Source organism: Mesorhizobium sp. M1050 (assembly GCF_040318715.1).
Taxonomy (GTDB): Bacteria; Pseudomonadota; Alphaproteobacteria; order Rhizobiales; family Rhizobiaceae; genus Mesorhizobium.
Genome location: NZ_JAMYMV010000062.1, coordinates 12,133 through 34,726 on the forward strand (window position 1 = coordinate 12,133; position 22,594 = coordinate 34,726).

Sequence of the window (22,594 nt, forward strand, 5' to 3'; positions counted from 1 at the left end):
CTTCTCGATCGTCGAATGGCGGTCGCGCCCGGTTCTAGCATAGATTGAAATAGTTTAGGACTAACTCATATGGCTGTGGTCGGGCGTTCTCGCGCGTCAATATGATTAAGGTCTGCCGACCCATGGCGCTGACCTGGTGCGCCACACCTTCGGCGCCAAGCTGGCGCTGGCGACGCGCGTGCCGGGTCCGGTCGAGATCGCCGGCCACAGTTCGATACAGGCGGCCTTGCCGGCGTAGCTGGCCCCGACGAGGTCGGAGCGCTGATCGAAGCCGCGGTCCTTGCCGGCGAGGTAAGGCAACGCGCGGATACCGCCGTCTGAGGACCGATTAGGCGCGGCGATCGAGATCTGCGCCAAACAAAAAGGGCGCCTTTCGGCGCCCTTTCCGTAAGTCTAGCGAGATTGGTTTGGATTAGAAATCCATGCCGCCCATGCCGCCCATGCCGCCGCCACCCATGCCGCCAGGCATGCCGCCGCCAGCCGACTCCTTCTTCGGAGCCTCCGCGATCATGGCTTCGGTGGTGACCAGCAGGCCGGCGACCGAGGCCGCGTCCTGGAGAGCGGTACGAACGACCTTGACCGGATCGACGATACCCATGGCGATCATGTCGCCATAGTCGCCGGTCTGGGCATTGTAGCCGAAGGTCGCCCCCTTGTTCTCAAGGATCTTGCCGGCAACGATCGAAGCTTCCGCACCGGCGTTGGCCGCGATCTGGCGGGCCGGAGCCTGCAGCGCACGACGAACGATGTTGATGCCGGCGGCCTGGTCGGCATTGACGCCGGTGGCCTTGATGTTGGCCGAAGCGCGCAGCAGGGCTACGCCACCACCAGCAACGATGCCTTCTTCGACGGCAGCGCGGGTCGCGTTGAGGGCGTCATCGACGCGGTCCTTCTTTTCCTTGACTTCGACTTCCGTCGCACCGCCGACGCGGATCACCGCAACGCCGCCCGCGAGCTTCGCGAGACGTTCCTGCAGCTTCTCCTTGTCGTAGTCCGAAGTGGTCTCTTCGATCTGCTGCTTGATCTGGGCAACGCGGCCCTGGATCTCGGCCTTCTTGCCGGCGCCGTCGACGATGGTGGTGTTCTCCTTGGAGATCGACACCTTCTTGGCGCGGCCGAGCATGTTGAGGCCGACGTTCTCGAGCTTGATGCCGAGGTCTTCCGAGATGACCTGGCCACCGGTGAGGATGGCGATGTCTTCCAGCATGGCCTTGCGGCGATCACCGAAGCCCGGCGCTTTGACGGCGGCGATCTTCAGGCCGCCACGCAGCTTGTTGACGACCAGCGTGGCCAGAGCCTCGCCTTCGACGTCTTCCGAGATGATGAGCAGCGGCTTCGAGGTCTGCACGACGGCTTCGAGAACCGGCAGCATCGCCTGGAGGTTGGAGAGCTTCTTCTCGTGCAGGAGGATGTAGACGTCCTCGAGCTCGGCAACCATCTTGTCGGCGTTGGTGACGAAGTAGGGGCTGAGGTAGCCGCGGTCGAACTGCATGCCTTCGACGACTTCGAGTTCGGTCTCGGCGGTCTTGGCTTCCTCAACCGTGATGACGCCTTCGTTGCCGACCTTCTGCATCGCTTCCGCGATCATCTTGCCGACCGACTCGTCGCCATTGGCCGAGATCGTGCCGACCTGGGCAACTTCCTCGGAGGTCTTGATCTTCTTGGCAGCCTTGCCGAGTGCCGAGACGACTTCGGTCACGGCCAGGTCGATGCCGCGCTTCAGGTCCATCGGGTTCATGCCGGCGGCAACGGCCTTGTGGCCTTCCTGGACGATCGACTGCGCCAGAACGGTCGCCGTCGTGGTGCCGTCGCCGGCGATGTCGTTGGTCTTCGAAGCAACTTCGCGGACCATCTGCGCGCCCATGTTCTCGAACTTGTCTTCAAGCTCGATTTCCTTGGCGACGGTGACGCCGTCCTTGGTGATGCGCGGCGCGCCGAACGACTTGTCGATGACGACGTTGCGGCCCTTGGGGCCGAGCGTGACCTTCACCGCGTCGGCGAGGATGTTGACGCCGCGCAGCATGCGCTCGCGGGCGTCACGGGAAAATTTTACGTCTTTGGCAGCCATTTTTAGCTCCTGGCAGGGGCTTTAGATTGAGCCCGGGAATTCAGTTGATGAAAAGGCCTGATATCAGCCGATGATGCCCATGATGTCGGATTCCTTCATGATCAGAAGGTCTTCGCCATTGAGCTTGACTTCCGTGCCCGACCACTTGCCGAACAGGATGCGGTCGCCGGTCTTGACATCCAGCGGAACCAGCTTGCCAGCTTCGTCACGAGCGCCGGAGCCGACGGCGATGATCTCGCCTTCCTGCGGCTTTTCCTTTGCCGTGTCGGGGATGATGATCCCGCCAGCGGTCTTGGATTCGGATTCGACCCGACGAACGACCACGCGGTCATGAAGCGGGCGGAACTTCGACTTTGCCATTTTTTCTTCCTCGATGAGAACGGTGAGAAACAGTTCCTCCGTCCGGCGGCGCCGGACATATGAGTTAGCACTCACCAATGGCGAGTGCTAACGTGGCGCTGAAATAGGCTGCCGCCCTGCCAGAGTCAAGGCGCGTAGCGCTGACCTGGAGCGTGAAATTTTTCTACGGATTGAGGGTTACAGAAACAGCCGCAGCTGAGTGTGGATGATCGAACGATAATCCTCGATCGTGCGGCGGCTTTCCGCGTCGCCCTCGGCAAGCGCCAGGCGCACCACACCACCGGCGAGCTGGAAGATCAGGAGAACCATGCGTTCGAACTGCTCGCGCTTCTCCGGCTCGAGCAGGGTGACGACATGATCGCAGAACATCCTGGCCTGATGTCGGGTTTCGGCTATGTCGAGGTTCTTGAGCGCCTTGTCGGCCTGGATGGCGTTCTGCAGATCCTGGATGGCCGGATCGCTGGCGACGCGGCTGAGATAGTCGTCAAGCAGCCGGTCGGCGGCCACGATCACGTCCTTCGCCTCGCGGACATCGGCGATGATCGCTGTCAGCCGTGCACGGCTGACCTCTGAAAACCGTTCGTAGAGCATCGCCAGGATCGCCGATTTGTTGGGAAAGTAGTGGTAGACGGTGGCGATCGGCCCGCCCGCCAGCAGGCCGACTTCCTTCATGGTGACGGCATCGATGCCCTTTTCGCCGATCAGTCGCATGGTCGTCGACAGGATCGCGTCGATGCGCTCGCGGCTGCGCTCCTGCTTGGGTCTGCGCCTGGGCTCGGTGGCTGTTTTTGTCACTTCCGTCATGCACCGATCTTTCGCGCGGTTCTCAAATTCCGGTTGACAAAAAATATGATCAAATATCAGTTTCCAGAATGCTGACAGGTTGTCAGTTTTTTTGCCGCACGGCAAGCACATTGGGAGGCGCCTTTGGCTTCGACAAATACCGGCCACGCAGGCAATGACGACTGGCTGGTCGGAAATCCGACCGGCGCACAGCTTGCCTCGGCCCTGTGGATCGGTTCGGTCGGCTTGCTCATCCTCGGGCTGCAGCCCGTGCTGCTCGGCGCGCTCTATACCGAGGGCCATGTCAGCGGCGATGAACTGGCGCTGGTTGCGACCGCCGAGATGATCGCCATCGCCATCGGTTCGGCTGTCGTGGCGATGCTGCTTTCGGCGCACAACATGCGCTGGAAAAGTGCCGTCCTTTTGCTGCTGCTGGCGCTGGCCAATGTGTGGACGGCCTATGCCGCTACCACCAACACGCTGATCGCTGCCCGCGTGCTGGCCGGCCTTGCCGAGGGCGGTCTGGTGGCGGTCGCCACCGAGTTGATCGCCCGCTCGCGGCGCGCCGAGCGCATCGGCGGCTATTTCGTCACCATGCAGACGCTGGCGCAATGCGCGACTGCCCTGTTGCTGGCGCTCTATGTCATCCCGGCCGCCGGATCGGCGGGCGGCTTCATCGTGCTTGCCGTCGTCTGCATCGCGTCGCTGGCGGTCGCCTTCACCGTCCCCGGCGACTATGCCGATCTGCCCAAGGACGAGAACCTGGCCAATGTGCTGACGGTTCCTTCGCTCACCGCGCTGCTGTCGGTGTTCTGCTATTTCATGTTCTTCGGTGCGGTCTGGGCCTTCCTGGAGCCGCTTGGCGCACAATACGGCATCGATGGCCGCACCGTCGGCCTGATCGTCTCTGCCAGCCTCGCGGCGCAGGTCCTGGGTGCGATGACGGCGACCGTCTTCGAGGCGCGCATCGATTATCGCCTCGCCGTCGCGAGCATCGGTGTCGTGGCGCTTGTCAGCTCGCTGGTTCTTGTCAGCGGACCTGACCTCATCACATTCTGGGTCGCCGCTCTGGTCATGGGCTTCATTCTTTTATTCATCGTGCCCTACCAGATCCGGCTGGCGATCACCGCCGACGAGACGCGCTCTGCCGTGCTCCTGGTGCCGGCAGCCCAGCTTTTTGGCCTGGCGATCGGGCCGATCGCCGCGTCTCTGCTCATCGACGGCAAGGATTTCCGGCCGGTGCCGGAATTCGCCGCCGCCAGCGCTGTGGCCAGCGTGCTTCTGCTTGGTCTGTTCATCCTGCTGTCGCGGCGTCGCCGCGCGGTCGCCTGAGCGGGGAGCGCCATGTCGAACAGCTGGAGCAACTGGTCGGGCTTTGTCACCGCCGAACCGCGGTTGATCGCCAGTCCCGCCGATGCCGGCGAACTGGGTGATCTCATTCGTGCCGCACCTGGCCCGGTCCGCGTCGTCGGCGCCGGTCATTCCTTCACCCCGCTGGTGAAATCCGAGGGCACCATCCTGTCCTTGGAGAGACTGGAAGGGCTGGTCTCGCACGACGCCGAAAAACATCAGGCGCGGGTGCGGGCAGGAACCCGGCTCGGCCCGCTGATGCACATCCTGCAAGGCATCGGCCAGGGTCTGCCCAACATGGGCGACATCGACCGCCAGGCGATCGGCGGCGCGCTGGGCACAGCCACGCACGGCTCGGGGCCGACGCTCGGTGCCTATCACACGCAGCTGGAGACGGTGCAGATTGTCGACGGGCTTGGCAAGCTGCGCGACTTCAAGCGGGCAGGGGACCAGGAGACGATCCATGCCATCGGCGTCGCGCTCGGCGCCTTCGGCGTGCTGACTGAAGTGACGCTCAATAACATCGCGACCTACCGGCTGCGCCGCCGCAAATGGGTGCTGCCGATCACCGAGATGCTGGGCGAGTTCGAGACGATGATGGCCGCGCATCGCTCGGCCGAATTCTACTACATTCCGTTTTCCGGCTACGCTCAGTTCATCGCCAGCGATATCAGCGACGCGGCACCGACCCCGCGACCGCCGGAAGCGGATGAGGCCGGGTTGAGGACGCTGCGCCGGCTGCGCACCGCGCTCGCCTGGCTGCCGTCGCTGCGCGGCCGCCTGATCCGTTCGGCGGTCGCCAAATTTCCGGCCGAGGACTACGTGCAGGACTGGCTCAACGTCTATGCCAGCGACCGGCAGACCAAGTTCAACGAGATGGAATATCATTTGCCTTTCGAGGTGGGCCCGAAGGCGCTGGCCGAAATCATCGAGCTGACGGAGAAGCATTTTCCGGAGGTCTATTTTCCGATGGAGGTGCGCACCGTTGCCCCCGACGAATTCTGGCTGTCGCCATTCTACAGGAGGCCGACCTGCTCGATCGCCATCCACCATGACGCGGCAAATGATCCGCTGCCGTTCATGCGGGCGGCCGAGCCGATCTTCCGCAGATATGGCGGCAGGCCGCATTGGGGCAAGATGCACAGCCTGAAGGCGGTGGAGCTGAAAAAGCTCTACCCGCGCTGGGACGACGCCATGGCGGTGCGCCGCGATATCGATCCGCAAAACCGCTTGGTCTCGCCCTACATGGCCGGCCTGTTCGGCATCGAGCCCGGTCCTTCTGGCAGCGAACGATGAGCGCCTATTTTTCCGCCCTGTCGGCCGCGCTGAAGTCCGCCGGCATCTTCCAGCCCTGCCTGGTGCTGGATCTCGGCCGGCTGGACCGCAACATCGCACTGGTGAAAGACAGGCTTGCCCCCGGCCTCGCCGTGCGGTTGGTCGACAAGTCGCTCGCTTGCCCGCCCCTGCTCGCCCATATCGCCAAGGCGCTTGGCACCAATCACGTCATGACCTTCCATCCGCCGATCAGCGAGGCGGTGCTGAAGGCGTTTCCCGATGCCGATCTGCTGTACGGCAAGCCGATGCCGGTCGGCGCGGCAAGGGCAGCGCTGGTGAACGGCGAGGCCGACTGGTCGCGTGTCTGCTGGCTGATCGATACCCAGGACCGACTGGCGGAATATGGCGCGCTCGCCGACGAACTCGAGATCGAGCTGCGCATCGCCTTCGAGATCGACGTCGGACTGCATCGCGGCGGCTTTGCCAGCCCGGAGGCGTTGTCGCAGGCACTGAGCGCACTGCCATCCCACAAACGCCTGCGTTGCGAAGGCGTCATGGCCTACGAGGCGCACGCGCCGCACATTCCCGGCCTGTTCGGCGGGCCGGTGAAAGCGTTGGCAAAGGCGTCGGCGCAGGCCACGGCGTTCGTCGCTTGTCTCGGCGCCGACCAGCGCCGCATCTTGAATATCGGCGGCAGCAAGACCGCACTGCTCCATCATGGCAGCGTCGCCAATGAAGTGTCGATGGGCTCGGCCTTCGTGCTGCCCAGCGATTTCGCCACGCCCGGCCTTGAGGGCTTCCAACCGGGTGCCTTCATCGCGACGCCGATCCTGAAAGTCGTCGAGCCGATGCTGCCCGGCCCGCTGGCCGTCACCCGCCTGCTACAGGCACTCGGCCGGTTTCCGCACAAGGGCTGCTATCTCTATGGCGGCAAGTGGATGGCCGAGCCGGCGTTCCCCGAAGGCATGCAGACGAACGGCCTGCTCGGCCTGTCCTCCAATCAGCAATTCATGGGCTTGCCGGCTGACGCTACCCCAAGGCCCGGCGACCACGCCTTCCTGCGCCCGACGCAGAGCGAGGCCGTGCTGCAGCAGTTCGGGTCGATCGCGGTGTTCTCCGGCGGCAGGATAATCGATCGCTGGCCGGCGCTGCCGATGGCGTGATCGGCTACGCCCTCACCGGTATCCATATCTCCAGCCCGCCATTGCCGCTGCGCGGATCGAATTCGGGGCCGTAGCGTTCGAATTCCGGCGCATCCGATATCTCATGGCCGGACGCCGGCAGCCATTTGTTCCAGATCGTGTTGACCGTACGGCGGATGGTCGAGATGTGCTCAAGATGGGCGAACACCGCATATTTCTGTGCCGGCACCCGCACCCGGCTGAATTCCTTCGGCACGTTGGAAAAGTCCGACACCTCGACGCCGGCGATGTAGTCGAAATTGCCGGAATCGTCGCCGTTGACGCAGACGCCATAGGCGACGTCGCCTGTCTCGCCCGGAATGTTGCCGATATAGGGGCCGAAGCGCTGCCACTGCATCGGGATGGCGGCGCTGGTTCGCAGCTTCGAGACAGACACCTAAGCATCTCCTAATGTAGATAAGTATAAATTAGAAAAGCTATTCCAGAAATTGAGTCAAAATACCAAAGTCGTTTTGTGGAATCTTAACAAGAGTCGCATATCGCAGAGAAGGTACAAGTAGAAATAGATGAGTGGAGGTTTTATCCTATGCGGCCAAAATATCATCCACTGTCACTTGCTTTTCGGGTGCTTTACCCGATGGTGCCGGTGTCGATCTTCGTAGGAATTGGCTGGTTTTGGGGACTCCCCGAAGTTTGGCATTTGCCTCAACCTGAAGCTAAATCAGACAACAAGCTGTGGCTTGTCACCTATGTCGGCCCGAAGGTCAGTGAGGTGGTGGGACCGCTATCCAACGGTATGGATGAGTGTTCTGATCGCGCTTCGGAAATGAACGAGCAATGGCTGAAACAGATGGCCTCCGAAGATGAGGCTGATGCAAACGGCGAAACAGATTTTGAGAAGACTATGTCCGCAAAGTGCATCAAGGCGTTTTTCCGGCCGGTCATAAGCTACCGGCCGGAAGACGCTTAGGCTCACTCTGGAGAGGCGGCTACAGACGGCTTACTCAGACCGTCCAGAAATAGCGCACGATGTGAAAGAAGATCGGGGCGGCGAAGACCAGGCTGTCGGTGCGGTCCATCATGCCGCCATGGCCCTCGATGAGATGGCCCCAGTCCTTGACGCCCTGGTCGCGCTTGATGGCCGAGGCGACCAGCCCGCCCAGAAATCCCATCGAGCAGGCGACGAAGGCCACAGCCGCCGCCTGCAGCGGCGAGAAGGGCGTCACGAATGACAACAGCGCGCCGAGCAGGCTCGCCGACACCAGTCCGCCGATCAGGCCCTCCCAGGTTTTCGATGGCGAGACGTTCGGCGAAAAGCGGTGTTTTCCAAACAGCTTGCCGAAGATGTACTGCAGCACGTCGCTGCCTTGCACGACGATGATCAGGAAGGCGATCAGCAACAGGGTGCGACCTTCGAAGCCCGGCACGTCGAGTGTCAGCAGGGCAGGGACATGGCTGACGCAATAGACCGCGATCATCACCGCCCATTGCTGCGCGGCGATCCGTTCGAGGAAGCGTTCGGTGTCGCCATGCAGCGCCGTGATGGCCGGCATCAACAGGAAGCAATAGACCGGGATGAAGATGACGAAGAGCCCGTACCAGGCGGTCCACACCAGCCAGTATTGAAACGGTATGATGATGCCGAACATGCCAAGCAGCACCCAATGGTCGCTGCGACGCGTATGCGTCAGCGTCACGAATTCGCGCAGCGCGGCGAAGGAGATCAGCGCAAACAGGATGGTCATGCCGTAGCGGCCGAAGAAGAAGGCGACTGTCATCATCGCCACCATCACCCACCAGGCGTTGATGCGCTGGGTGAGATTGACCAGCGTCGAACTCAGCGGCTTCGGCGCCCGCGCCGAGAGTATGGCGGCGACGGTGCTGGCGGTGGTCAAAACGGCCAGCAGGCCGATAATCAGGATGGAGATATCGTAGCGCATCAATCGTCTCGCTCGGGACGCGGGTTGAGCGCCAGGAGCGTGGCGTGGGCACGCTCGAGAAAGGCACGGCGTTCTTCGCCCGGGCCAACCGCCACCGGCGCGCCGAAGACGACGCGGCACAGCAGCGGCACCGGCAGGAACTGTCCCTTGGGCAGCACGCGTGACATGTTCTCGATCCAGCACGGGATCAGCTCGACCTGTGGCCGCGCCATCGACAGATTGTAGAGCCCGGAGCGGAACGCCAGCAGCGGCTCCTCGGTCATGTTGCGGGTGCCCTCGGGAAACAGGATCAGCGAGTGGCCCTGGTCGAGAACCGCGAGCATGATCTCGATCGGGTTTTCTTCAGGCTTCGTCCATTGCCGGCTGATCAGCACCGACGACAGCATGTCCTGCGCGACGAAGCGGCGCAACCGCGACTTTCCCCAATACTCGCCGGCGGCAACCGCGTGGGTGATCGCGCGCTCCTTTTCGCTGAGGCACGCCGACAGCAGGATGAAGTCGCCATGGCTGGTGTGGTTGGCGAAGTAGATACGTTGCCGGTCGGATGGCAGGCTGCCGCTCCAGATCGGACGCACGCCGGTCACCATCCAGGCTAGCGCCGAGAGCCCGACAGAGGTTACCGTCTGCAGCAAGGTGAAGGTTTTCAGCGAAAGCCTGTTCATCGCGGCGCCCAAAAACCCGCCGCCAGAAGTGCCGCGACAAACAGGGCCAGGGCCGCGCGCTGCTTGAACAGCAAGCGGCCTGTGCCGGCCATGCGGTCTTCGAGCGTGCGCGTCGTGGACGGGAGGGGCTTCAGGCGCATGCGCCCCAACATGTCGTCCACCGCGGCGCCGCCGCTAACCTCGTCCTCATGGCTGGCCATCAACCGGAACAGCAGCGCGTCGAACGCCAGCAATGCCGACAGCGCCAGCACGGCGACAGCACTTGCGGCGGTGGTGGACAGCGCGAGGGCCGCAGGCAAGGTCTCGAAGGCGCCGCGCGCCGAGGCGGCAAGGGGCGCAAGGATATTTGCGGCCACCACAAGTGTGGTCGGCCACGCGGCCTGCTGGATCAGCATGCGGGCGAAGCGGTCGACGCGGTCCTGGTAGGCATTGCCGGTCATGGCAAAGTCCGCTCCGTGGTCTCGGCAAGATGAATCGGCCGGCCGGCTGCCATGAGCATCTCGCGGGCAAGTCTCGGCGCCTGGGCTCTGCCGGTCGCCACCAGCCATTCGGCGACGACGCCGGCGCTCCGCTGGAAGCCGAGCGCACAGCACACCAGCACGGTGCCATCGCGGCGCGCATTTTCCAGCGCGCTGGCCGCCTTTTGTTGTATCGCCGCCGGCGGCGGCAACAGGTCGATCATCGGAAAGCTGATCCAGCGGCAATCGGCTCCCGCCGGCTTCTCAAGTTCGGCGGCGAGGTCGATGACCGTGCCGAAGCCGTTGGCCTCGCTTGCGGTGGGAAAGCGCCCGAGAAAGACGCCGTGGGCAACCTCCACCTGGGGAGGAAGATTGCGCGTCCAGGCCCATATGTTTGCCCGGGCGCCGAGACGGTAAGGCAAGAGCAGAATACGGCTTGCCAGAGTGGTGCTGCCATCGGCGGATTTCTGGAACACCTTTGAGCCGGCCCCGGCATAGGCGAAGGCGACGATGGACAGCGCCAGCGCCGGCCAAAGCAGGAGAAGCGCGACGGCGCAAAAGAAGGCGCCGAGCGCGGCACCGGCCAGCGCAAGGGTGGCGCCCAGCGCATAGAACAGCGCCAGCCGACGTGCCTTCGCATCGCTGGTCAGCCGGGCGCCTGAAAACGGCAAGGCGTCGCTGGGTGGAAACAGCCACATCGCAAAGAGCCCGAGCAGCGCTCCGGTCGGGATGTCGATGAAATGATGCTGCCAGGTCGTCAGCACCGAGGCACCGATCAGAAAGCACCAGCCATGCCAGAGCGGCAGAAGAAAGCCGCTGAGCCGGTGGCGCCAATGATCCCAGATGATCACCAGCAGGGCGATGTGCAGCGAAGGCGCCTGATTGAACGGCTTGTCGAAGCCGCCGAGCACGGCAAACAGGAAGCCCGGCAGCCCGGTCGTTGCGGGCCGCACGAACGTCGCGGTCAGCGGGAACAGGATGAAGCAGGCAACGGCGACGATCTGCGCGGTGAGATAACGTCCGGCCAGGCGGTCGACCCCTTGCCTGTTGTCGTTGAGCAGCAGCGACAGGCCATAGAACAGGTTGATCGACCAGTAGGGCACGATGGTCCAGCCGATGAACGGGATGCTGTGTTCCCAAGAGAACACGATGCTGCCGACATCGTTGCGCTGCGACGCCAGCCAGTTGGCGAAGCCGTAGCTGAGGTAGAACGACGGCGCGAGGAAAGCCAGCCAAAGGGCTGCCCTGACGACCACCCGTCCATAGGGCTCAGTGCGTGCGGTCGATGCAAGCGATGACACCATCCTGTTCAGCGTCGCCGCGCGACCGAGACGGTGAAGATGCCCCACTGGTCGATGCGCTGGTCGAGCTTGTCGAAACCGGCGGCTTCGACAAGCTGGTCCATCTCGCCTTGCGTGCGCCGGCGCATAACCCAGGCCTCGCCGCCGCGATGCGAGGTCAGGCTGCGGGCGATCATCTCGAGCTGCGGGTGCCAGGGCTGGTTGGTGTAGAGTAGCAGGCTGCCCGGCTGCATGGCGCGGGCCAATCCACCGAGCGAGCGGCCGATCATCGCATTGTCGGAGAACAGCTCGTAGAGGCCGGAGACGATGGCGAGGTCGGGCGCCGGATCGGCTTTGGCGAGCATGTCGGCATCGAAGGCGTCGGCGCGCTGGAACGAGACATCAGCCGGCAATTGCCGTTCAGCGATCAGCTTGCGGCCAAGCTGGACGTTGAGGTCGGAATAGTCCTGCAGGCGCACGCTCGCCGGCTGGTCGGGGCCCTTCATGATGGCATCGAGAACATAGCGGCCGTGGCCGGCGGCGATGTCGAGGATGTGCGCTGGACGCCCGCTCGCCTTGAGCGTCGCCAGGCAAGCGCCGATCAGCTCTTCGAGATGCAATTTGCGCTGCCGGATGCCGCGCCAGCCGATGGCCTCCAGGAAGACCCGGTCGACGACGCGGCCAAGAGGCGTAATCCCCCGCGCGTCGTTCTCGTAGACGTAATCCAGCGTCGAGCCGGAATCGAAGCCGGTGGCGATGCCGGTCTTCATGCCCTGCGAGACCCAGGCGCCCATGCGGATGGAGGCACGGCTAAATGCCCAATAGAGGCCTTTGGGCGACAACAGAGCGAGCGGCGAGGCAAGCCTGTCGGCCTCGTCGCGGGTGTAGCCGGCAATATCCGCCTGCTTCAGGTCGACCGGAGCGTCCGGTGCTGCGAACTGCCTGGCCAGGAACGGCCGGATCAGGTCGAGGGCCTGCGCGCGGTCGCGCTCGCCCAGCGTATCGTGGAAGAAACCCGGCAACACATGGCGTTCCTTGGTACGGCTGCCGAGATTGACGAAGAACTGGTGCTGCGGGCCGTGGCGCACCACCCAGTCGCTGCCCGAGAGCAGCAGCTGCGTCGGCACGGTGATGGCGCGGGCGTCAGCGACAATCCGGGCGGCGTGCTGGTAGAGCTCGACCAGGATGTTGGAGGCGATCGGCCGGGTGATCAGCTGATCGCTCTCGAAGGAGGCGATGCGCACGGGATCATGGGTCAGGAATTTCGCCTTGACATAGGAATTGACGAAGAAGCGACCCTTGATCTTCTGCCACAACGCGATGCCTTCCCTAGCGAAGGGCACGTAGAGTTTTACCGAAAAGGCCGGTGAGGCCAGCACCATGGCGCGCAGCTTCGGCGCATAGTCGTGCACCCAGGCTGCCGCGAGCACGGCGCCGAAGGACTGCGCGATCAGCGCGATATCCTGCGTGGCGAAGCCATCCCTGGCGGCAATCTCGCGCATGAAGCAGTCGATGTCGCGCACCAGGGCCGAGAAGGACGGGGCATAGCCGCGCTCGCCGGACGAGCGGCCGTTGCCGCGGGCATCCCAGGCATAGAAAGCATGGTCCGGCATCCGCAATTCGTCGACCAGATGGGCCATGCGGCCGCCATGCTCATGGCCGCGATGGAAGAGCACCACCGCGCCCTTGGCATCGGCGAAAGCCGCCGGCCAGAAGCGGTAGAAGATCTCCGTCCCGTCATGGCTGCGGAAGACCCGCTCCTGCGCTTGCCGCTCAAGACTTTCGTTGGCCGCGGCGGCGATCGGTTCGTGCATTACGGTCTTTCCCTCTGGCGGCATGGCGAGCCCTCGTGCTCAGCTGGCGCTGCCAATAAGGCCGGCGCGTATCCGGTTGATGGCGGTAAGCAGCGAAAGCGTTGCCATGGCCGGAAACACAAATGGCGCGATGGATGCCGGCCAGAGCCCGGCCGCGTACAGCACGGCGACCACGCCCAGCGCCAGCGCCCTGTCGCTTTTGCCGAACGGTCCGGCATAGTTTCGTCCGACCTTCGCAGCGATGCCGAGCACGCCGGCGAACTCGGTCAGCACAGCCGATATCGCGAAGGCGATGACGGCCCATGCGCCAAATTCCGGAAAGGCGGCAAAAGGGAGTGTCAGCGAGAGGTCCGAAACGACGTCGCAAATCTCGTTCAGATACATGCCGAGCGTCGAGGCCTGCGCATGTTCCCGCGCCAGCATGCCGTCCACGGCATTCAGCGCCATGCGCACGAACATCACCGCGGGCACAAGCAACATCAGCCAGCGCAATTCATGCAGAACCGCTATGGCCGCCCCTGCAGCCATCGACATCAACGCCGCCAGGATAGTTATGCTGTTTGCGGTAACCCCGATCGCCGCCAGCCGATTGACCAGCGGCCGCAGTCGTCCCTGGAAAGCCGGCTTGAGAGCGTAAAGCGTCGGCATTGTCGTTGATCCCCCGATCCTGACCAAAGGCTGTACAACAATATGTCAGACACGACCAGCATGAGGTGGCGAAGCGGCTATGCCGACCGGCATGGCGACCAGGCGCTCACCAATCGCTAACCATGACCGCATCGCATGGCTGTCGTGCGCATTTGCCGGCTTCTTGTGCAACGCGGCATCTTGAATAGTAAGCACGCTTATTATATATCCGGCTCATGGTTTCCAATGGTATCGACAGATTGGGCTTCTTGATCCACGACGTGCAGCGCTTGATGCGCAAGCGCTTCGAGGCGAGGGCCAGTGGCTTGGGGCTTTCTTCGGCGCAATGGCGGCTTCTGGTCCGCGTTGCCAAGGAAGATGGCGTCGCGCAGGCGCGGCTGGCCGAACTTCTCGAAATCGAGCCGATCAGCGTTTCTCGCTTGGTCGATCGCATGGAGGAGGGCGGCTGGATCGAGCGTCGTCCCGACGCCACCGATCGCCGCGTCCGCATGATCTTCCTGACGCCCAAGGCGAGCGAAGCCTACGCCGTGATCAAGAGCATTGCCGGGGAAGTCTATGAGGAATCGCTGGTCGGTGTGAAGCCGGAAGCCCGTCGTGTCCTCATCGAGGGGCTTGAGGCGATGGTCCGGAACCTGACCGACGACGAGACGCCATCCATTGAAAAAGTGAAGACTACAGAAGGCACAGCAGCATGAACGCGGTAGCCAAGATAGACGACAAAGTGACCGAGCTGGAAATGGAAGCGCCGGAAAAGCCGGCCGTGGCCGCACCGGTGACGGTCGCTCCTCCGGTGCAGCCGGCCCCGGCGCCAGTGAAGAAGAAGCGCCGGCTGGGTCGCTTTCTGCTGATGGTCGCGCTGCCTGCAGCACTCGCTGTCGGCGGCGGCTATGTCTGGGTCACCGGCGGCCGCTACCAGGAGACGGAGAACGCCAATCTGCAGCAGGCCAAGGTGTCGATCGCTTCCGACACGGCCGGCCGTATCGTTCAGGTCGACATCGCCGATAACCAGCTGGTCAAGCAGGGTGACGTGCTGTTTGCCATCGACCCCGAGCCCTACCGGATCGCCTTGGCCCAGGCCGACGCAGCGGTGGCGGGAGCGCGCCTCAATGTCGAGCAGCTGCGCGCGGCTTATGGCCAGTCGATGGCTCAGCAAAAGTCCGACACCAGTCAAGTCGCTTTCGCCCAGTCGCAGTTCGACCGCGCCGCCGACCTTGCCCAGAAGGGCATCAACGCCAAGTCGTCGCTGGACGAAGCCAAGAACGATCTCGACAAGGCCAGGCAGCAGCTCGCCGTCGCCGAGCAAGGTATCATCAGCGCCAAGGCAGCCCTTGGCGGCAATCCCGACATCGAGACCGACAAGCACCCGTCGGTGATGGCCGCACTCGCCGCACGCGACAAGGCGGCCTACGACTTGGCGCAGACCACGGTCAAGGCGCCGGCCGACGGCGTCATCAGCCAGGCTTCCTCATTCAAGGTCGGCCAGTATGTCGGTTCCGGCACGCCGCTGTTCTCGCTGGTCGAGACCGGCGACACCTGGATCGCCGCCAATTTCAAGGAAACACAGCTCACCCACATGAAGCCCGGGCAGAAGGCTGATATCGTGGTCGACACCTATCCGGGGCGTACCTTCGAGGCGACGGTCAAGGCGATTGGCGCCGGCACGGGAGCCGAATTCTCGCTGCTGCCGGCCCAGAATGCCACCGGCAACTGGGTCAAGGTCACGCAACGAATTCCGGTGCGCCTCGAACTGACCGATGCCGACGCCAAGATGGCGTTGCGCACCGGCATGAGTGCCACCGTTACCGTCGACACCGGCGTGGCGCGGGGACTGCCCTCGATCTTCGGTCACGCCACGGCTGGCGAGGCCGCGCAGTAAAGTCCGCAGTCACCCGTGCGGACCCGCGGGTGGAAGCGAATAGCAGGATTGGCTGATGGAGGAGTTGGAAGGATCAGCGTCTGGGCTTGGCCGCGTCGCGGCTTGACCGGCATCTGAAATCTTCGGCACGGACCCGTCGGTCCTCATGTTTCCGGGCGGCAGCCATCCGCTCATCAGAGACTTTCAGTCGATGTAACCCCCACATCGATAATCGCGTCCCACCGCGATGAAGGTCTCTCAACGGAAGGCGTTGCCGCCCGGAAACCCGTTGTACACGTTTTTGTTACCTGCTGGAAGTTCCACGTCATGAGCACGCCCGAACCCTTCAAAGAAGTGCCGCATCGCGGCCTGATCACGGTCGCGCTCATGCTGGCGACGATCATGCAGGCGCTCGACACGACGATCGCCAACGTCGCGTTGCCGACCATGACCGGCGATCTCGGCGCCTCGCCCGACAACATCAACTGGGTGCTGACCTCCTACATCGTTGCCGCCGCCATCATGACGCCGGTGACCGGCTGGCTGGCCGACCGCTTCGGCCGCAAGGAACTGTTCCTGGGGGCGGTTGTCGGCTTCACCGTGTTCTCGATGCTGTGCGGTATCGCCTGGAGCCTGGAGAGCATAGTGTTCTTCCGGCTGATGCAGGGTGTGTTCGGCGCCGCCATCGTGCCACTGTCGCAAACCTTCCTGCTCGACATCAACCCCAGGGAACGCCACGGCCAGGCAATGGCCATCTGGGGCGCCGGCATCATGCTGGGGCCAATCCTCGGCCCGACGCTCGGCGGCTGGCTGACCGAGAATTTCAACTGGCGCTGGGTGTTCTTCATCAATTTGCCGGTCGGCATCATCGCCTTCCTCGGCATGGCCGCCTATCTGCCGGCGGTTGCCCGGCGGGTGCGCAGCTTCGATTTCTTCGGCTTCGCCATGTTATCGCTCGGTGTCGGTGCGCTGCAGCTGCTGCTCGACCGCGGCGGCGAGGTCGACTGGTTTTCTTCGATCGAGATCTGGATCGAGCTTGCTCTTTCGATCACCGGATTCTGGGTGTTCATCATCCACACGTTGACGGCGGAACGTCCTTTCATCGACCCGAAGATCTTCCTCGACCGCAATTTCGTGACCGGGCTGGCATTCATCTTCGTCATGGGCGTGCTCATCCTGGCCTCGATGTCGCTGCTGCCGCCGATGCTGTCGACCATCTTCGGCTATCCGACCGTCACCATCGGTGTCGTCTTGGGGCCGCGCGGTGTCGGCACGATGATTTCGATGCTGGTCGTCGGACGGCTCATGAGCAGGATCGACGCCCGGATCCTCGTCGTCATTGGCTTCCTGCTGACCGCGCAGTCGCTCTACACCATGTCCAGTTTCACGCCTCAAATGGACAACTGGCTGATCCTCAGCTCTGGCGTCATCCAGGGCCTGGGCATGGGAATGGTGTTCGTGCCGCTGTCGACCGTCGCCTTCGCCACGCTTGACGTGCGCTTCCGCACAGATGCCACGGCCTTGTTCAGCCTGGTGCGCAATCTCGGCTCGTCCATCGGCGTGTCGGTGGTGACGGTTCTGATGGTGCGCAACACGCAGGTCAATCACACCGAGCTTTCGGCCTTCATCAACCCGTTCAACCCAAATCTCTGGGCCGCCTCTCCGGCGGCCGCAAGCGGCGATCCAATGGCGCTTTCGCAGGTCGATCGTATCGTCAACCTCCAGGCGATGATGATCTCTTACGTCAACGACTTCAAAATACTCATGGTGATGACGCTGCTTGCCATCCCATTTGTGTTCCTGCTGCGCAAGCCAAGGCAGGCGGCGGCCGGTGGCGCACCAGCCGCGCATATGGACTGAAGCGCATCGCGTCGAAACGGATTCATGTGACGCGTTTTAGGTGTCTGGTTTCTATGCATGTCGTTGTCTCAAGCCGGGGCTACTTTTTGAGCGACATGCGTTAGATGCCGTTGCGCTTGAGGTTGTAAGTCTCCATGGCAACCAGTCTGGAGATTTATGAATATGCAGCTTGCATTCTCAACTATCCCAGTAGCGGATGGCGCAGTGGCGATCGCTCCGGGCGGTGTCGACCAAGTTCGTCCTGATGTTGAAGAATACCGGGTCCGGGAGCTAGATGGAGGGTTCGAGGACAGCCCTTGGCTTCAGGTATTCAGGCTACGCGGCGCCGAATTCGATCCGGTTCATCTGTCATTAGTATGTCCGTAATACTATGGGCGGACTTTCCATCCAGGCGAGTGATATTTCTGCCAGACGCCAAATCGGAGGAACTCTGTTTGGTCACGAAATCATCCAGGCTAGCCATCGAGGTGCCCGAGTCGACCGGTCTGGCCACACTGGCAAAACTAGCCACGGCTTCCTACGAAACCCTCGAGCACGAGCTTCGAGCTACGATCGTCGAACTCCAAGGCCAGGCGCTCCGTTTCAAGACGGTGATCGACAACATATCGCAAGGCATTTGCTTTTTCGACGCCGATGAACGTCTGATCTTGTCCAACCGTCGCTACGCGGAGATCTACCGCATTGCGGTGGAACAATTGCAGCCGGGCCTGACACTGGGTGAAATCGTCGACCGACGCGTCGCTGCCGGAACATCCGCTATGGCCGCCGACGCCTATCTAGCATTGGCCCGGTCGGTCAATTCGAGTGTTACTTCAAGAATCTGGACCGCCAACCTCGCCGATGGCCGGACAATTCAGGTCTGCCACCAACCTATGCCCGACGGCGGCTGGGTTTCCACGCATGAGGACATTACGCAACTCGCGGCCAATCGCCAGATTGTCGATGAACGCATCTCGCTGCAAACGCTGATCGACTGGGTGCCCGGCTATCTGTGGGTCAAGGACACCGAAAGCCGCTTCGTCGTGGTCAACAGGGCCCTTGCATCCGACAGTGGCCGGGACAAGACAAGCGACATGATCGGCTTGACCGACTTTGATGTCCACGCTCCCGAACTTGCACAGAAATTTCGCCTGATCGAACAGAACCTCCTCACCGGCGGACAGCCGATGATCGACGAGGAGGAGTTTGTTGTCGATGCGTCAGGCACCGGCAAGTGGTTCTCGTCGACGAAGGTTCCGCTGCGCAATGTCAAGAATGAGATATTCGGTCTGATTGGCATCGCCCACGACATCACTGCCCGCAAGCAAGCCGACGTCCTCCGTAACGGGCAAGCTCAAATCCTGGAAATGATCGCGATGAGCGCCCCGCTCGAGGACGTGCTCGACCGCCTCATGCGACTCGTGGAATCCCAGCTGACGGGCATATTCGGTTCCGTTTTGCTCCTCGACAAGCACGGCAGCCATTTGCGGCACGGTGCGGCGCCGAGCTTGGAGAAAGGCTATACGAACGCCATCGATGGCGTCGCCATCGGTCCCAAGGTCGGATCTTGTGGGACCGCCGTCTATCGGCGGGAGCCAGTCATTGTCGCCGACGTCATGCAAGATCCGCTGTGGGAGGATTACCGCCAACTGGTGGCGGTGTACGGCTATCGTTCTTGCTGGTCGACCCCGATCCTGTCGCATCAGGGCGCGGTCTTGGGTGTCTTTGCAATGTATTCGATGACGGTGCGTTTACCGGTCGAGGCCGAGACCCGGCTGATTGATTTCACGACCCGCATCGGCGGTATAGCGATCGAGCGCAAACTGGCTGAAGACCAAATCCACTTCATGGCAAATCATGACGTGCTTACTGGGCTTCCTAATCGCGCTTTGCTGGAGGACCGGCTCTCTCAAGCCATCTTGTACGCGCAGCGATACGATCGCTGGGTGACGCTGGTGTTCATCGACCTGGACAATTTCAAACTCGTCAACGACACGCTCGGCCACAATGCCGGAGACGAGCTCCTGAGGACCGTCGCCAGCCGTATGGTCGAATGCGTAAGGGCCACCGACACCGTCGTGCGACTTGGCGGCGATGAATTTGTGATCGTCCTGTTCGACCAGCCCACGGATGTCGATCTCATCTCCCAGAGCTTGCATAAGATCCGCGCCGCGATTGCAGAGCCGGTCCATCTCGGAGAGCATCAGCTACGAACAACGGCCAGCATCGGCATCGCGAACTATCCCAAGGATGGGGCGAGCCCGGAAACACTCCTGGCCAATGCGGATGCAGCCATGTATCGCGCGAAAGAGTTCGGCCGCGACAATTTCCAATTCTACGCTCCCGAATTCAACTCGAAGGCTCATGAAAAATTCGTGCTTCAAGAGGAGTTGCGAAACGCCCTGGCCGCCTCGGAATTCGCGCTGCTCTACCAGCCGCAAGTTGATCTTCGCTCGGGGCGCGTCTTCGCGGTGGAAGCGTTGATACGCTGGAACCATCCGACACTGGGTGTGGTAGCGCCGACCAGTTTCATTCCTACGGCCGAGGAGACAGGTCTGATCGTGCCGATCGGCGATTGGGTTCTGCACGAAGCCTGTCGACAGAACAAAGCCTGGCAGGATGCGGGTCTGCCGCCGATGACGGTTTGCGTGAATGTGTCGGCACGGCAATTCAGGGAAAAGAACCTGGTCGGACGTGTCGTCAATGCACTCCAGGAGAGCGGCCTGGAGGCAAGCTATCTGGAGCTGGAGTTGACTGAAAGCCTCATCATGCAGGACATTGAATTGGCGGTCGCGACGATGAACGAACTGCAACACCTTGGCGTTCAGATCTCGATCGACGATTTCGGGACGGGCTATTCCAGCCTCAGCGCACTCAAGGCGTTTCCAGTTGCGCGGCTGAAGATCGACAAATCTTTCATCAACGACGTCGCCGAAGACGAAAACGATCAGGCCGTTGCCAGCGCCGTGATTTCGTTGGGTCAAAAGCTGAATATGCGGGTTATCGCCGAAGGCGTCGAAACGGACGATCAAGTGGCCTTCCTGCTCAAAAACAATTGCGATGAAATGCAGGGCTATCACTTCAGCAAACCGGTCTCCGCACGGGACATCGGGACCTTGCTCAACCTCAAGGATTGACGGATCAGCCATCGGTCTGCCGCGCAGCTTGACGAAAAAGCCAGCGGCCGACGGCGACACGCCTGCTCCTATTTCCCGAGCACCAGACTCCAGTAGCGGAGATCGCTGTCGCTGCCGTCGCGCACATAAGCAAGGCCAAAGCGGGTGAAGCGCGGGTCAAGCATGTTGCGGCGATGGCCGGGTGAATGCACCCAGATATCGAAAAGCTTCTGCAGGTCGAAACGGCCTTCGGCGATATTCTCGGCCGCCGCACCCGCAATGCCATTGCCTTTGACGCGCGAGGCGAAATCCTTGCCCCAGCCGGTGGTGTGGCTCATGCGACGGCGTTGCGCCATATAGCCCGCCTGCTGCAGGGCGGCCTGTTCGAGTTGCCGGTCGGGGGTCAGCGCCGCGAGCCCGGCCGAAGAGCGGATGCCGGCCAACGTGCCGGTGGCGGATGAGGAGACCCCGGCGCCTTCGCCGGTCGGCAGCGAAACGGTGCTGCAGGCGGCGAGCCCGGCCAGGGCTGCGAGGCCAGCGCCCTTAAGCAGCATGCGCCTGTTCAGATTCGGGATCGGGTGGTTTTCGATTTTGGCAATGGTCATGCCCACCTGAGATAGTGGCGATCATGGCTTTTGCCGGGCAGGGGCCGAAAACCGCGGTAGAATCGGCGATCCTAGGCGGCGGTATCGAGATTTACGTCCGAGGTTGGATTACCGCCCGTCCGATCGTTCTCCGTATGCACCCACCAGGCGCCGAGTGCATCGATCAGCGGCACAAGCCTGCGACCCGGCGCGGTAAGATCGTATTCAACGCGCAACGGATAGCCCGGATACACCGTCCGCCGCACGATACCGGCGTCCTCCAGCTTGCGCAGTTCCAGCGCCAGGATGCGATGCGAGACGGTTGGGTTGTCGCGCCTCAGGTCGCTGAACCGCTTGGTCCCGTCCTTCAGATAATAGAGCAGCAAGGTGGGCCAGCGGCCGCTGAGCACGCGCATGGTCTCTTCGATCGGGCAGCGTGAGACGACGTCTTTCATGGGTGGTCCCTGGTTACAGAATTGTGCGTAATTTACATGGGGCGACCAGCGTTTAGGGTCAAGTTTCGCTGCGCGGCGTGATCCCTTCAATCATGGAAGAAAACAATGGAACCTATCCTCCTTTATGGCTTCCCGGCGGGAAGCTCGATGGGGCTCGTCGCTGCCTTTGAACGCGTCGGGCAACCCTATCGCCTGTGTCGCGTCGACATGCTCACCGAGATGAAGAACGATGCCTATGCCAGCATCAACGGCCGTCAGGAAACACCGGTTTTGATCACCGACGAAGGCGTGGTGCTGACCGAGACCATGGCTATCGCCGCGTGGCTCGAAGCCCGCGACACGCAACGTCGCATCAGCTTCGACCCGCGCACGCCGCAAGCCGACCGCATGCATCAGCTGATGGCCTTCGTGAACACCGGGTTCACCGCTGCCTTCAGCCCGCTCTGGGTAGCATTGGAAATGGCCGCGGATGAACCGGCTTTGAAGGCGGCTTTGCGCGACTTCGGCCGCAAGGCCGTCGCCGAACGCCATGACCGCCTTGAAGCTATGATCACCGATACGGACTTTCTGGTCGGCGATCGGCTGACGCTGGCGGATACCACCATGATTGGCGTCGCCCGATGGGCGGAGTTCCACCAGGCGATCGACGGCGCTGCCTATCCCAAGCTGGCCGGGTTGCGCCGAAGCATCGAGGCCGAACCGGTGGTGCGATATGCTCTGGCTGTCGAGGATGGCGAAAGCCCTGCTGGTTCGGGCGCCTGCCTTGGCCATGTGCCGCTGGCCGAGGTGATCGATCGCTTCGCTGCCTGACGCGCTTCAGGTATTATCAACCGCGCGGCGCCCCCCCGGCGGGCGCCCGCCGGCGCCCGTAGCGCGGGGGCGGGCCCGGGGGGGGCCGGGCTCCCCCCCCACCCCCCCCCGCGGCGGTGGGGGAAGCTCGCCGAGATCGTCAGGAATAAAAGATT

20 protein-coding genes and 1 pseudogene are annotated in these 22,594 nt (G+C 62.6%); 9 read left to right on the forward strand and 12 right to left on the reverse strand.

The features are described 5' to 3' along the window. Positions 1 to 412 precede the first annotated feature (412 nt). The 3 genes from groL to NKH57_RS26290 form a co-directional block, all read right to left on the reverse strand. A complete protein-coding gene (groL, locus tag NKH57_RS26280; protein ID WP_013532389.1) occupies positions 413 to 2,068 on the reverse strand; it encodes a chaperonin GroEL in 1,656 nt (551 codons plus the stop codon). Between the two features lie 63 nt (positions 2,069 to 2,131). Next, positions 2,132 to 2,428: a co-chaperone GroES gene (gene groES / locus NKH57_RS26285; protein WP_031261112.1), complete on the reverse strand. Its 297-nt coding sequence runs from the start codon at positions 2,426 to 2,428 to the stop codon at positions 2,132 to 2,134. A 177-nt stretch (positions 2,429 to 2,605) separates the two neighbouring features. After that, a complete protein-coding gene (locus NKH57_RS26290) occupies positions 2,606 to 3,232 on the reverse strand; it encodes a TetR/AcrR family transcriptional regulator (protein WP_352948610.1) in 627 nt (208 codons plus the stop codon). 123 nt (positions 3,233 to 3,355) lie between these two features. Here NKH57_RS26290 and NKH57_RS26295 point away from each other — a divergent pair, with 123 nt between their 5' ends. Genes NKH57_RS26295 through NKH57_RS26305 form a run of 3 tightly spaced genes read left to right on the forward strand, consistent with a single transcriptional unit; the run spans position 3,356 to position 6,999 of the window. After that, positions 3,356 to 4,543, forward strand: coding sequence for an MFS transporter (locus NKH57_RS26295; RefSeq protein WP_352948613.1), 1,188 nt, complete (start codon positions 3,356 to 3,358; stop codon positions 4,541 to 4,543). Between the two features lie 12 nt (positions 4,544 to 4,555). After that, positions 4,556 to 5,857 carry a D-arabinono-1,4-lactone oxidase gene (locus NKH57_RS26300; RefSeq protein WP_352948615.1) on the forward strand — a complete coding sequence of 434 codons (1,302 nt, stop codon included), beginning with the start codon at positions 4,556 to 4,558 and terminating at the stop codon, positions 5,855 to 5,857. Beyond that, positions 5,854 to 6,999, forward strand: coding sequence for a DSD1 family PLP-dependent enzyme (locus NKH57_RS26305; RefSeq protein WP_352948617.1), 1,146 nt, complete (start codon positions 5,854 to 5,856; stop codon positions 6,997 to 6,999). Before NKH57_RS26300 ends, NKH57_RS26305 begins: the two co-directional genes overlap by 4 nt. Positions 7,000 to 7,003: 4 nt before the next feature. Here NKH57_RS26305 and NKH57_RS26310 read toward each other — a convergent pair. Beyond that, positions 7,004 to 7,393 (reverse strand): annotated as a pseudogene (locus NKH57_RS26310) (GyrI-like domain-containing protein); the annotation flags it as partial. A gap of 171 nt (positions 7,394 to 7,564) precedes the next feature. Between NKH57_RS26310 and NKH57_RS26315 the strand changes: the two are divergent. Beyond that, positions 7,565 to 7,948 (forward strand): hypothetical protein, encoded by a 384-nt coding sequence (locus tag NKH57_RS26315; RefSeq protein ID WP_352948620.1) that lies wholly within the window; start codon positions 7,565 to 7,567, stop codon positions 7,946 to 7,948. Positions 7,949 to 7,982: 34 nt separating this feature from the next. Here the strand turns inward: NKH57_RS26315 and NKH57_RS26320 are convergent, their stop codons facing one another. The 6 genes from NKH57_RS26320 to NKH57_RS26345 are packed head-to-tail and all read right to left on the reverse strand — an operon-like array spanning position 7,983 to position 13,780. Continuing rightward, complete coding sequence (locus NKH57_RS26320) at positions 7,983 to 8,918, reverse strand: phosphatidate cytidylyltransferase (protein WP_352948622.1); 936 nt, start codon at positions 8,916 to 8,918, stop codon at positions 7,983 to 7,985. Further along, complete coding sequence (locus NKH57_RS26325) at positions 8,918 to 9,580, reverse strand: lysophospholipid acyltransferase family protein (RefSeq protein WP_352948624.1); 663 nt, start codon at positions 9,578 to 9,580, stop codon at positions 8,918 to 8,920. Before NKH57_RS26325 ends, NKH57_RS26320 begins: the two co-directional genes overlap by 1 nt. Continuing rightward, complete coding sequence (locus NKH57_RS26330; protein WP_352948627.1) at positions 9,577 to 10,020, reverse strand: hypothetical protein; 444 nt, start codon at positions 10,018 to 10,020, stop codon at positions 9,577 to 9,579. Before NKH57_RS26330 ends, NKH57_RS26325 begins: the two co-directional genes overlap by 4 nt. Beyond that, positions 10,017 to 11,342 carry a phosphatase PAP2/dual specificity phosphatase family protein gene (locus tag NKH57_RS26335; RefSeq protein WP_352948630.1) on the reverse strand — a complete coding sequence of 442 codons (1,326 nt, stop codon included), beginning with the start codon at positions 11,340 to 11,342 and terminating at the stop codon, positions 10,017 to 10,019. Before NKH57_RS26335 ends, NKH57_RS26330 begins: the two co-directional genes overlap by 4 nt. Positions 11,343 to 11,347: 5 nt before the next feature. Beyond that, positions 11,348 to 13,132 (reverse strand): bifunctional alpha/beta hydrolase/class I SAM-dependent methyltransferase, encoded by a 1,785-nt coding sequence (locus NKH57_RS26340; protein ID WP_352948632.1) that lies wholly within the window; start codon positions 13,130 to 13,132, stop codon positions 11,348 to 11,350. 39 nt (positions 13,133 to 13,171) lie between these two features. After that, positions 13,172 to 13,780: a CDP-alcohol phosphatidyltransferase family protein gene (locus NKH57_RS26345; RefSeq protein WP_352948635.1), complete on the reverse strand. Its 609-nt coding sequence runs from the start codon at positions 13,778 to 13,780 to the stop codon at positions 13,172 to 13,174. A 215-nt stretch (positions 13,781 to 13,995) separates the two neighbouring features. Between NKH57_RS26345 and NKH57_RS26350 the strand changes: the two genes are divergently transcribed. The 4 genes from NKH57_RS26350 (at position 13,996) to NKH57_RS26365 (ending at position 20,611) form a co-directional block, all read left to right on the forward strand. Next, a complete protein-coding gene (locus NKH57_RS26350; RefSeq protein WP_352948637.1) occupies positions 13,996 to 14,475 on the forward strand; it encodes a MarR family winged helix-turn-helix transcriptional regulator in 480 nt (159 codons plus the stop codon). Next, the gene (locus tag NKH57_RS26355) at positions 14,472 to 15,656 is read left to right on the forward strand and encodes an HlyD family secretion protein (RefSeq protein WP_352948640.1); all 1,185 of its coding nucleotides are present in this window, start codon (positions 14,472 to 14,474) and stop codon (positions 15,654 to 15,656) included. Before NKH57_RS26350 ends, NKH57_RS26355 begins: the two co-directional genes overlap by 4 nt. A gap of 306 nt (positions 15,657 to 15,962) precedes the next feature. After that, the gene (locus tag NKH57_RS26360) at positions 15,963 to 17,495 is read left to right on the forward strand and encodes a DHA2 family efflux MFS transporter permease subunit (protein ID WP_352948643.1); all 1,533 of its coding nucleotides are present in this window, start codon (positions 15,963 to 15,965) and stop codon (positions 17,493 to 17,495) included. 434 nt (positions 17,496 to 17,929) lie between these two features. Continuing rightward, positions 17,930 to 20,611 (forward strand): EAL domain-containing protein, encoded by a 2,682-nt coding sequence (locus NKH57_RS26365; RefSeq protein ID WP_352948646.1) that lies wholly within the window; start codon positions 17,930 to 17,932, stop codon positions 20,609 to 20,611. 68 nt (positions 20,612 to 20,679) lie between these two features. Here the strand turns inward: NKH57_RS26365 and NKH57_RS26370 are convergent, their stop codons facing one another. Both NKH57_RS26370 and NKH57_RS26375 read right to left on the reverse strand, forming a co-directional pair. Then, positions 20,680 to 21,195 (reverse strand): CAP domain-containing protein, encoded by a 516-nt coding sequence (locus tag NKH57_RS26370; protein WP_352948649.1) that lies wholly within the window; start codon positions 21,193 to 21,195, stop codon positions 20,680 to 20,682. A gap of 71 nt (positions 21,196 to 21,266) precedes the next feature. Further along, a complete protein-coding gene (locus NKH57_RS26375) occupies positions 21,267 to 21,629 on the reverse strand; it encodes a winged helix-turn-helix transcriptional regulator (protein WP_352948651.1) in 363 nt (120 codons plus the stop codon). A 105-nt stretch (positions 21,630 to 21,734) separates the two neighbouring features. On the opposite strand from NKH57_RS26375, the gene NKH57_RS26380 reads away from it, so the two are divergent. After that, on the forward strand, positions 21,735 to 22,439 hold the full coding sequence (locus NKH57_RS26380) for a glutathione S-transferase family protein (protein WP_352948654.1): 705 nt from the start codon (positions 21,735 to 21,737) through the stop codon (positions 22,437 to 22,439). The last annotated feature ends 155 nt before the right edge of the window (positions 22,440 to 22,594 follow it).

Coding starts and splice junctions, on each gene's coding strand:
- NKH57_RS26300 (WP_352948615.1), top strand. CDS start 4,556: ATGTCGAACAGCTGGAGCAACTGGTCGGGCTTTGTCACCGCCGAACCG.
- NKH57_RS26315 (WP_352948620.1), top strand. CDS start 7,565: ATGCGGCCAAAATATCATCCACTGTCACTTGCTTTTCGGGTGCTTTAC.
- NKH57_RS26360 (WP_352948643.1), top strand. CDS start 15,963: ATGAGCACGCCCGAACCCTTCAAAGAAGTGCCGCATCGCGGCCTGATC.
- NKH57_RS26355 (WP_352948640.1), top strand. CDS start 14,472: ATGAACGCGGTAGCCAAGATAGACGACAAAGTGACCGAGCTGGAAATG.
- groL (WP_013532389.1), bottom strand. CDS start 2,068: ATGGCTGCCAAAGACGTAAAATTTTCCCGTGACGCCCGCGAGCGCATG.
- NKH57_RS26375 (WP_352948651.1), bottom strand. CDS start 21,629: ATGAAAGACGTCGTCTCACGCTGCCCGATCGAAGAGACCATGCGCGTG.
- NKH57_RS26325 (WP_352948624.1), bottom strand. CDS start 9,580: ATGAACAGGCTTTCGCTGAAAACCTTCACCTTGCTGCAGACGGTAACC.
- NKH57_RS26350 (WP_352948637.1), top strand. CDS start 13,996: ATGGTTTCCAATGGTATCGACAGATTGGGCTTCTTGATCCACGACGTG.
- groES (WP_031261112.1), bottom strand. CDS start 2,428: ATGGCAAAGTCGAAGTTCCGCCCGCTTCATGACCGCGTGGTCGTTCGT.
- NKH57_RS26345 (WP_352948635.1), bottom strand. CDS start 13,780: ATGCCGACGCTTTACGCTCTCAAGCCGGCTTTCCAGGGACGACTGCGG.
- NKH57_RS26335 (WP_352948630.1), bottom strand. CDS start 11,342: ATGGTGTCATCGCTTGCATCGACCGCACGCACTGAGCCCTATGGACGG.
- NKH57_RS26370 (WP_352948649.1), bottom strand. CDS start 21,195: ATGACCATTGCCAAAATCGAAAACCACCCGATCCCGAATCTGAACAGG.
- NKH57_RS26305 (WP_352948617.1), top strand. CDS start 5,854: ATGAGCGCCTATTTTTCCGCCCTGTCGGCCGCGCTGAAGTCCGCCGGC.
- NKH57_RS26340 (WP_352948632.1), bottom strand. CDS start 13,132: ATGCACGAACCGATCGCCGCCGCGGCCAACGAAAGTCTTGAGCGGCAA.
- NKH57_RS26320 (WP_352948622.1), bottom strand. CDS start 8,918: ATGCGCTACGATATCTCCATCCTGATTATCGGCCTGCTGGCCGTTTTG.
- NKH57_RS26380 (WP_352948654.1), top strand. CDS start 21,735: ATGGAACCTATCCTCCTTTATGGCTTCCCGGCGGGAAGCTCGATGGGG.
- NKH57_RS26290 (WP_352948610.1), bottom strand. CDS start 3,232: ATGACGGAAGTGACAAAAACAGCCACCGAGCCCAGGCGCAGACCCAAG.
- NKH57_RS26330 (WP_352948627.1), bottom strand. CDS start 10,020: ATGACCGGCAATGCCTACCAGGACCGCGTCGACCGCTTCGCCCGCATG.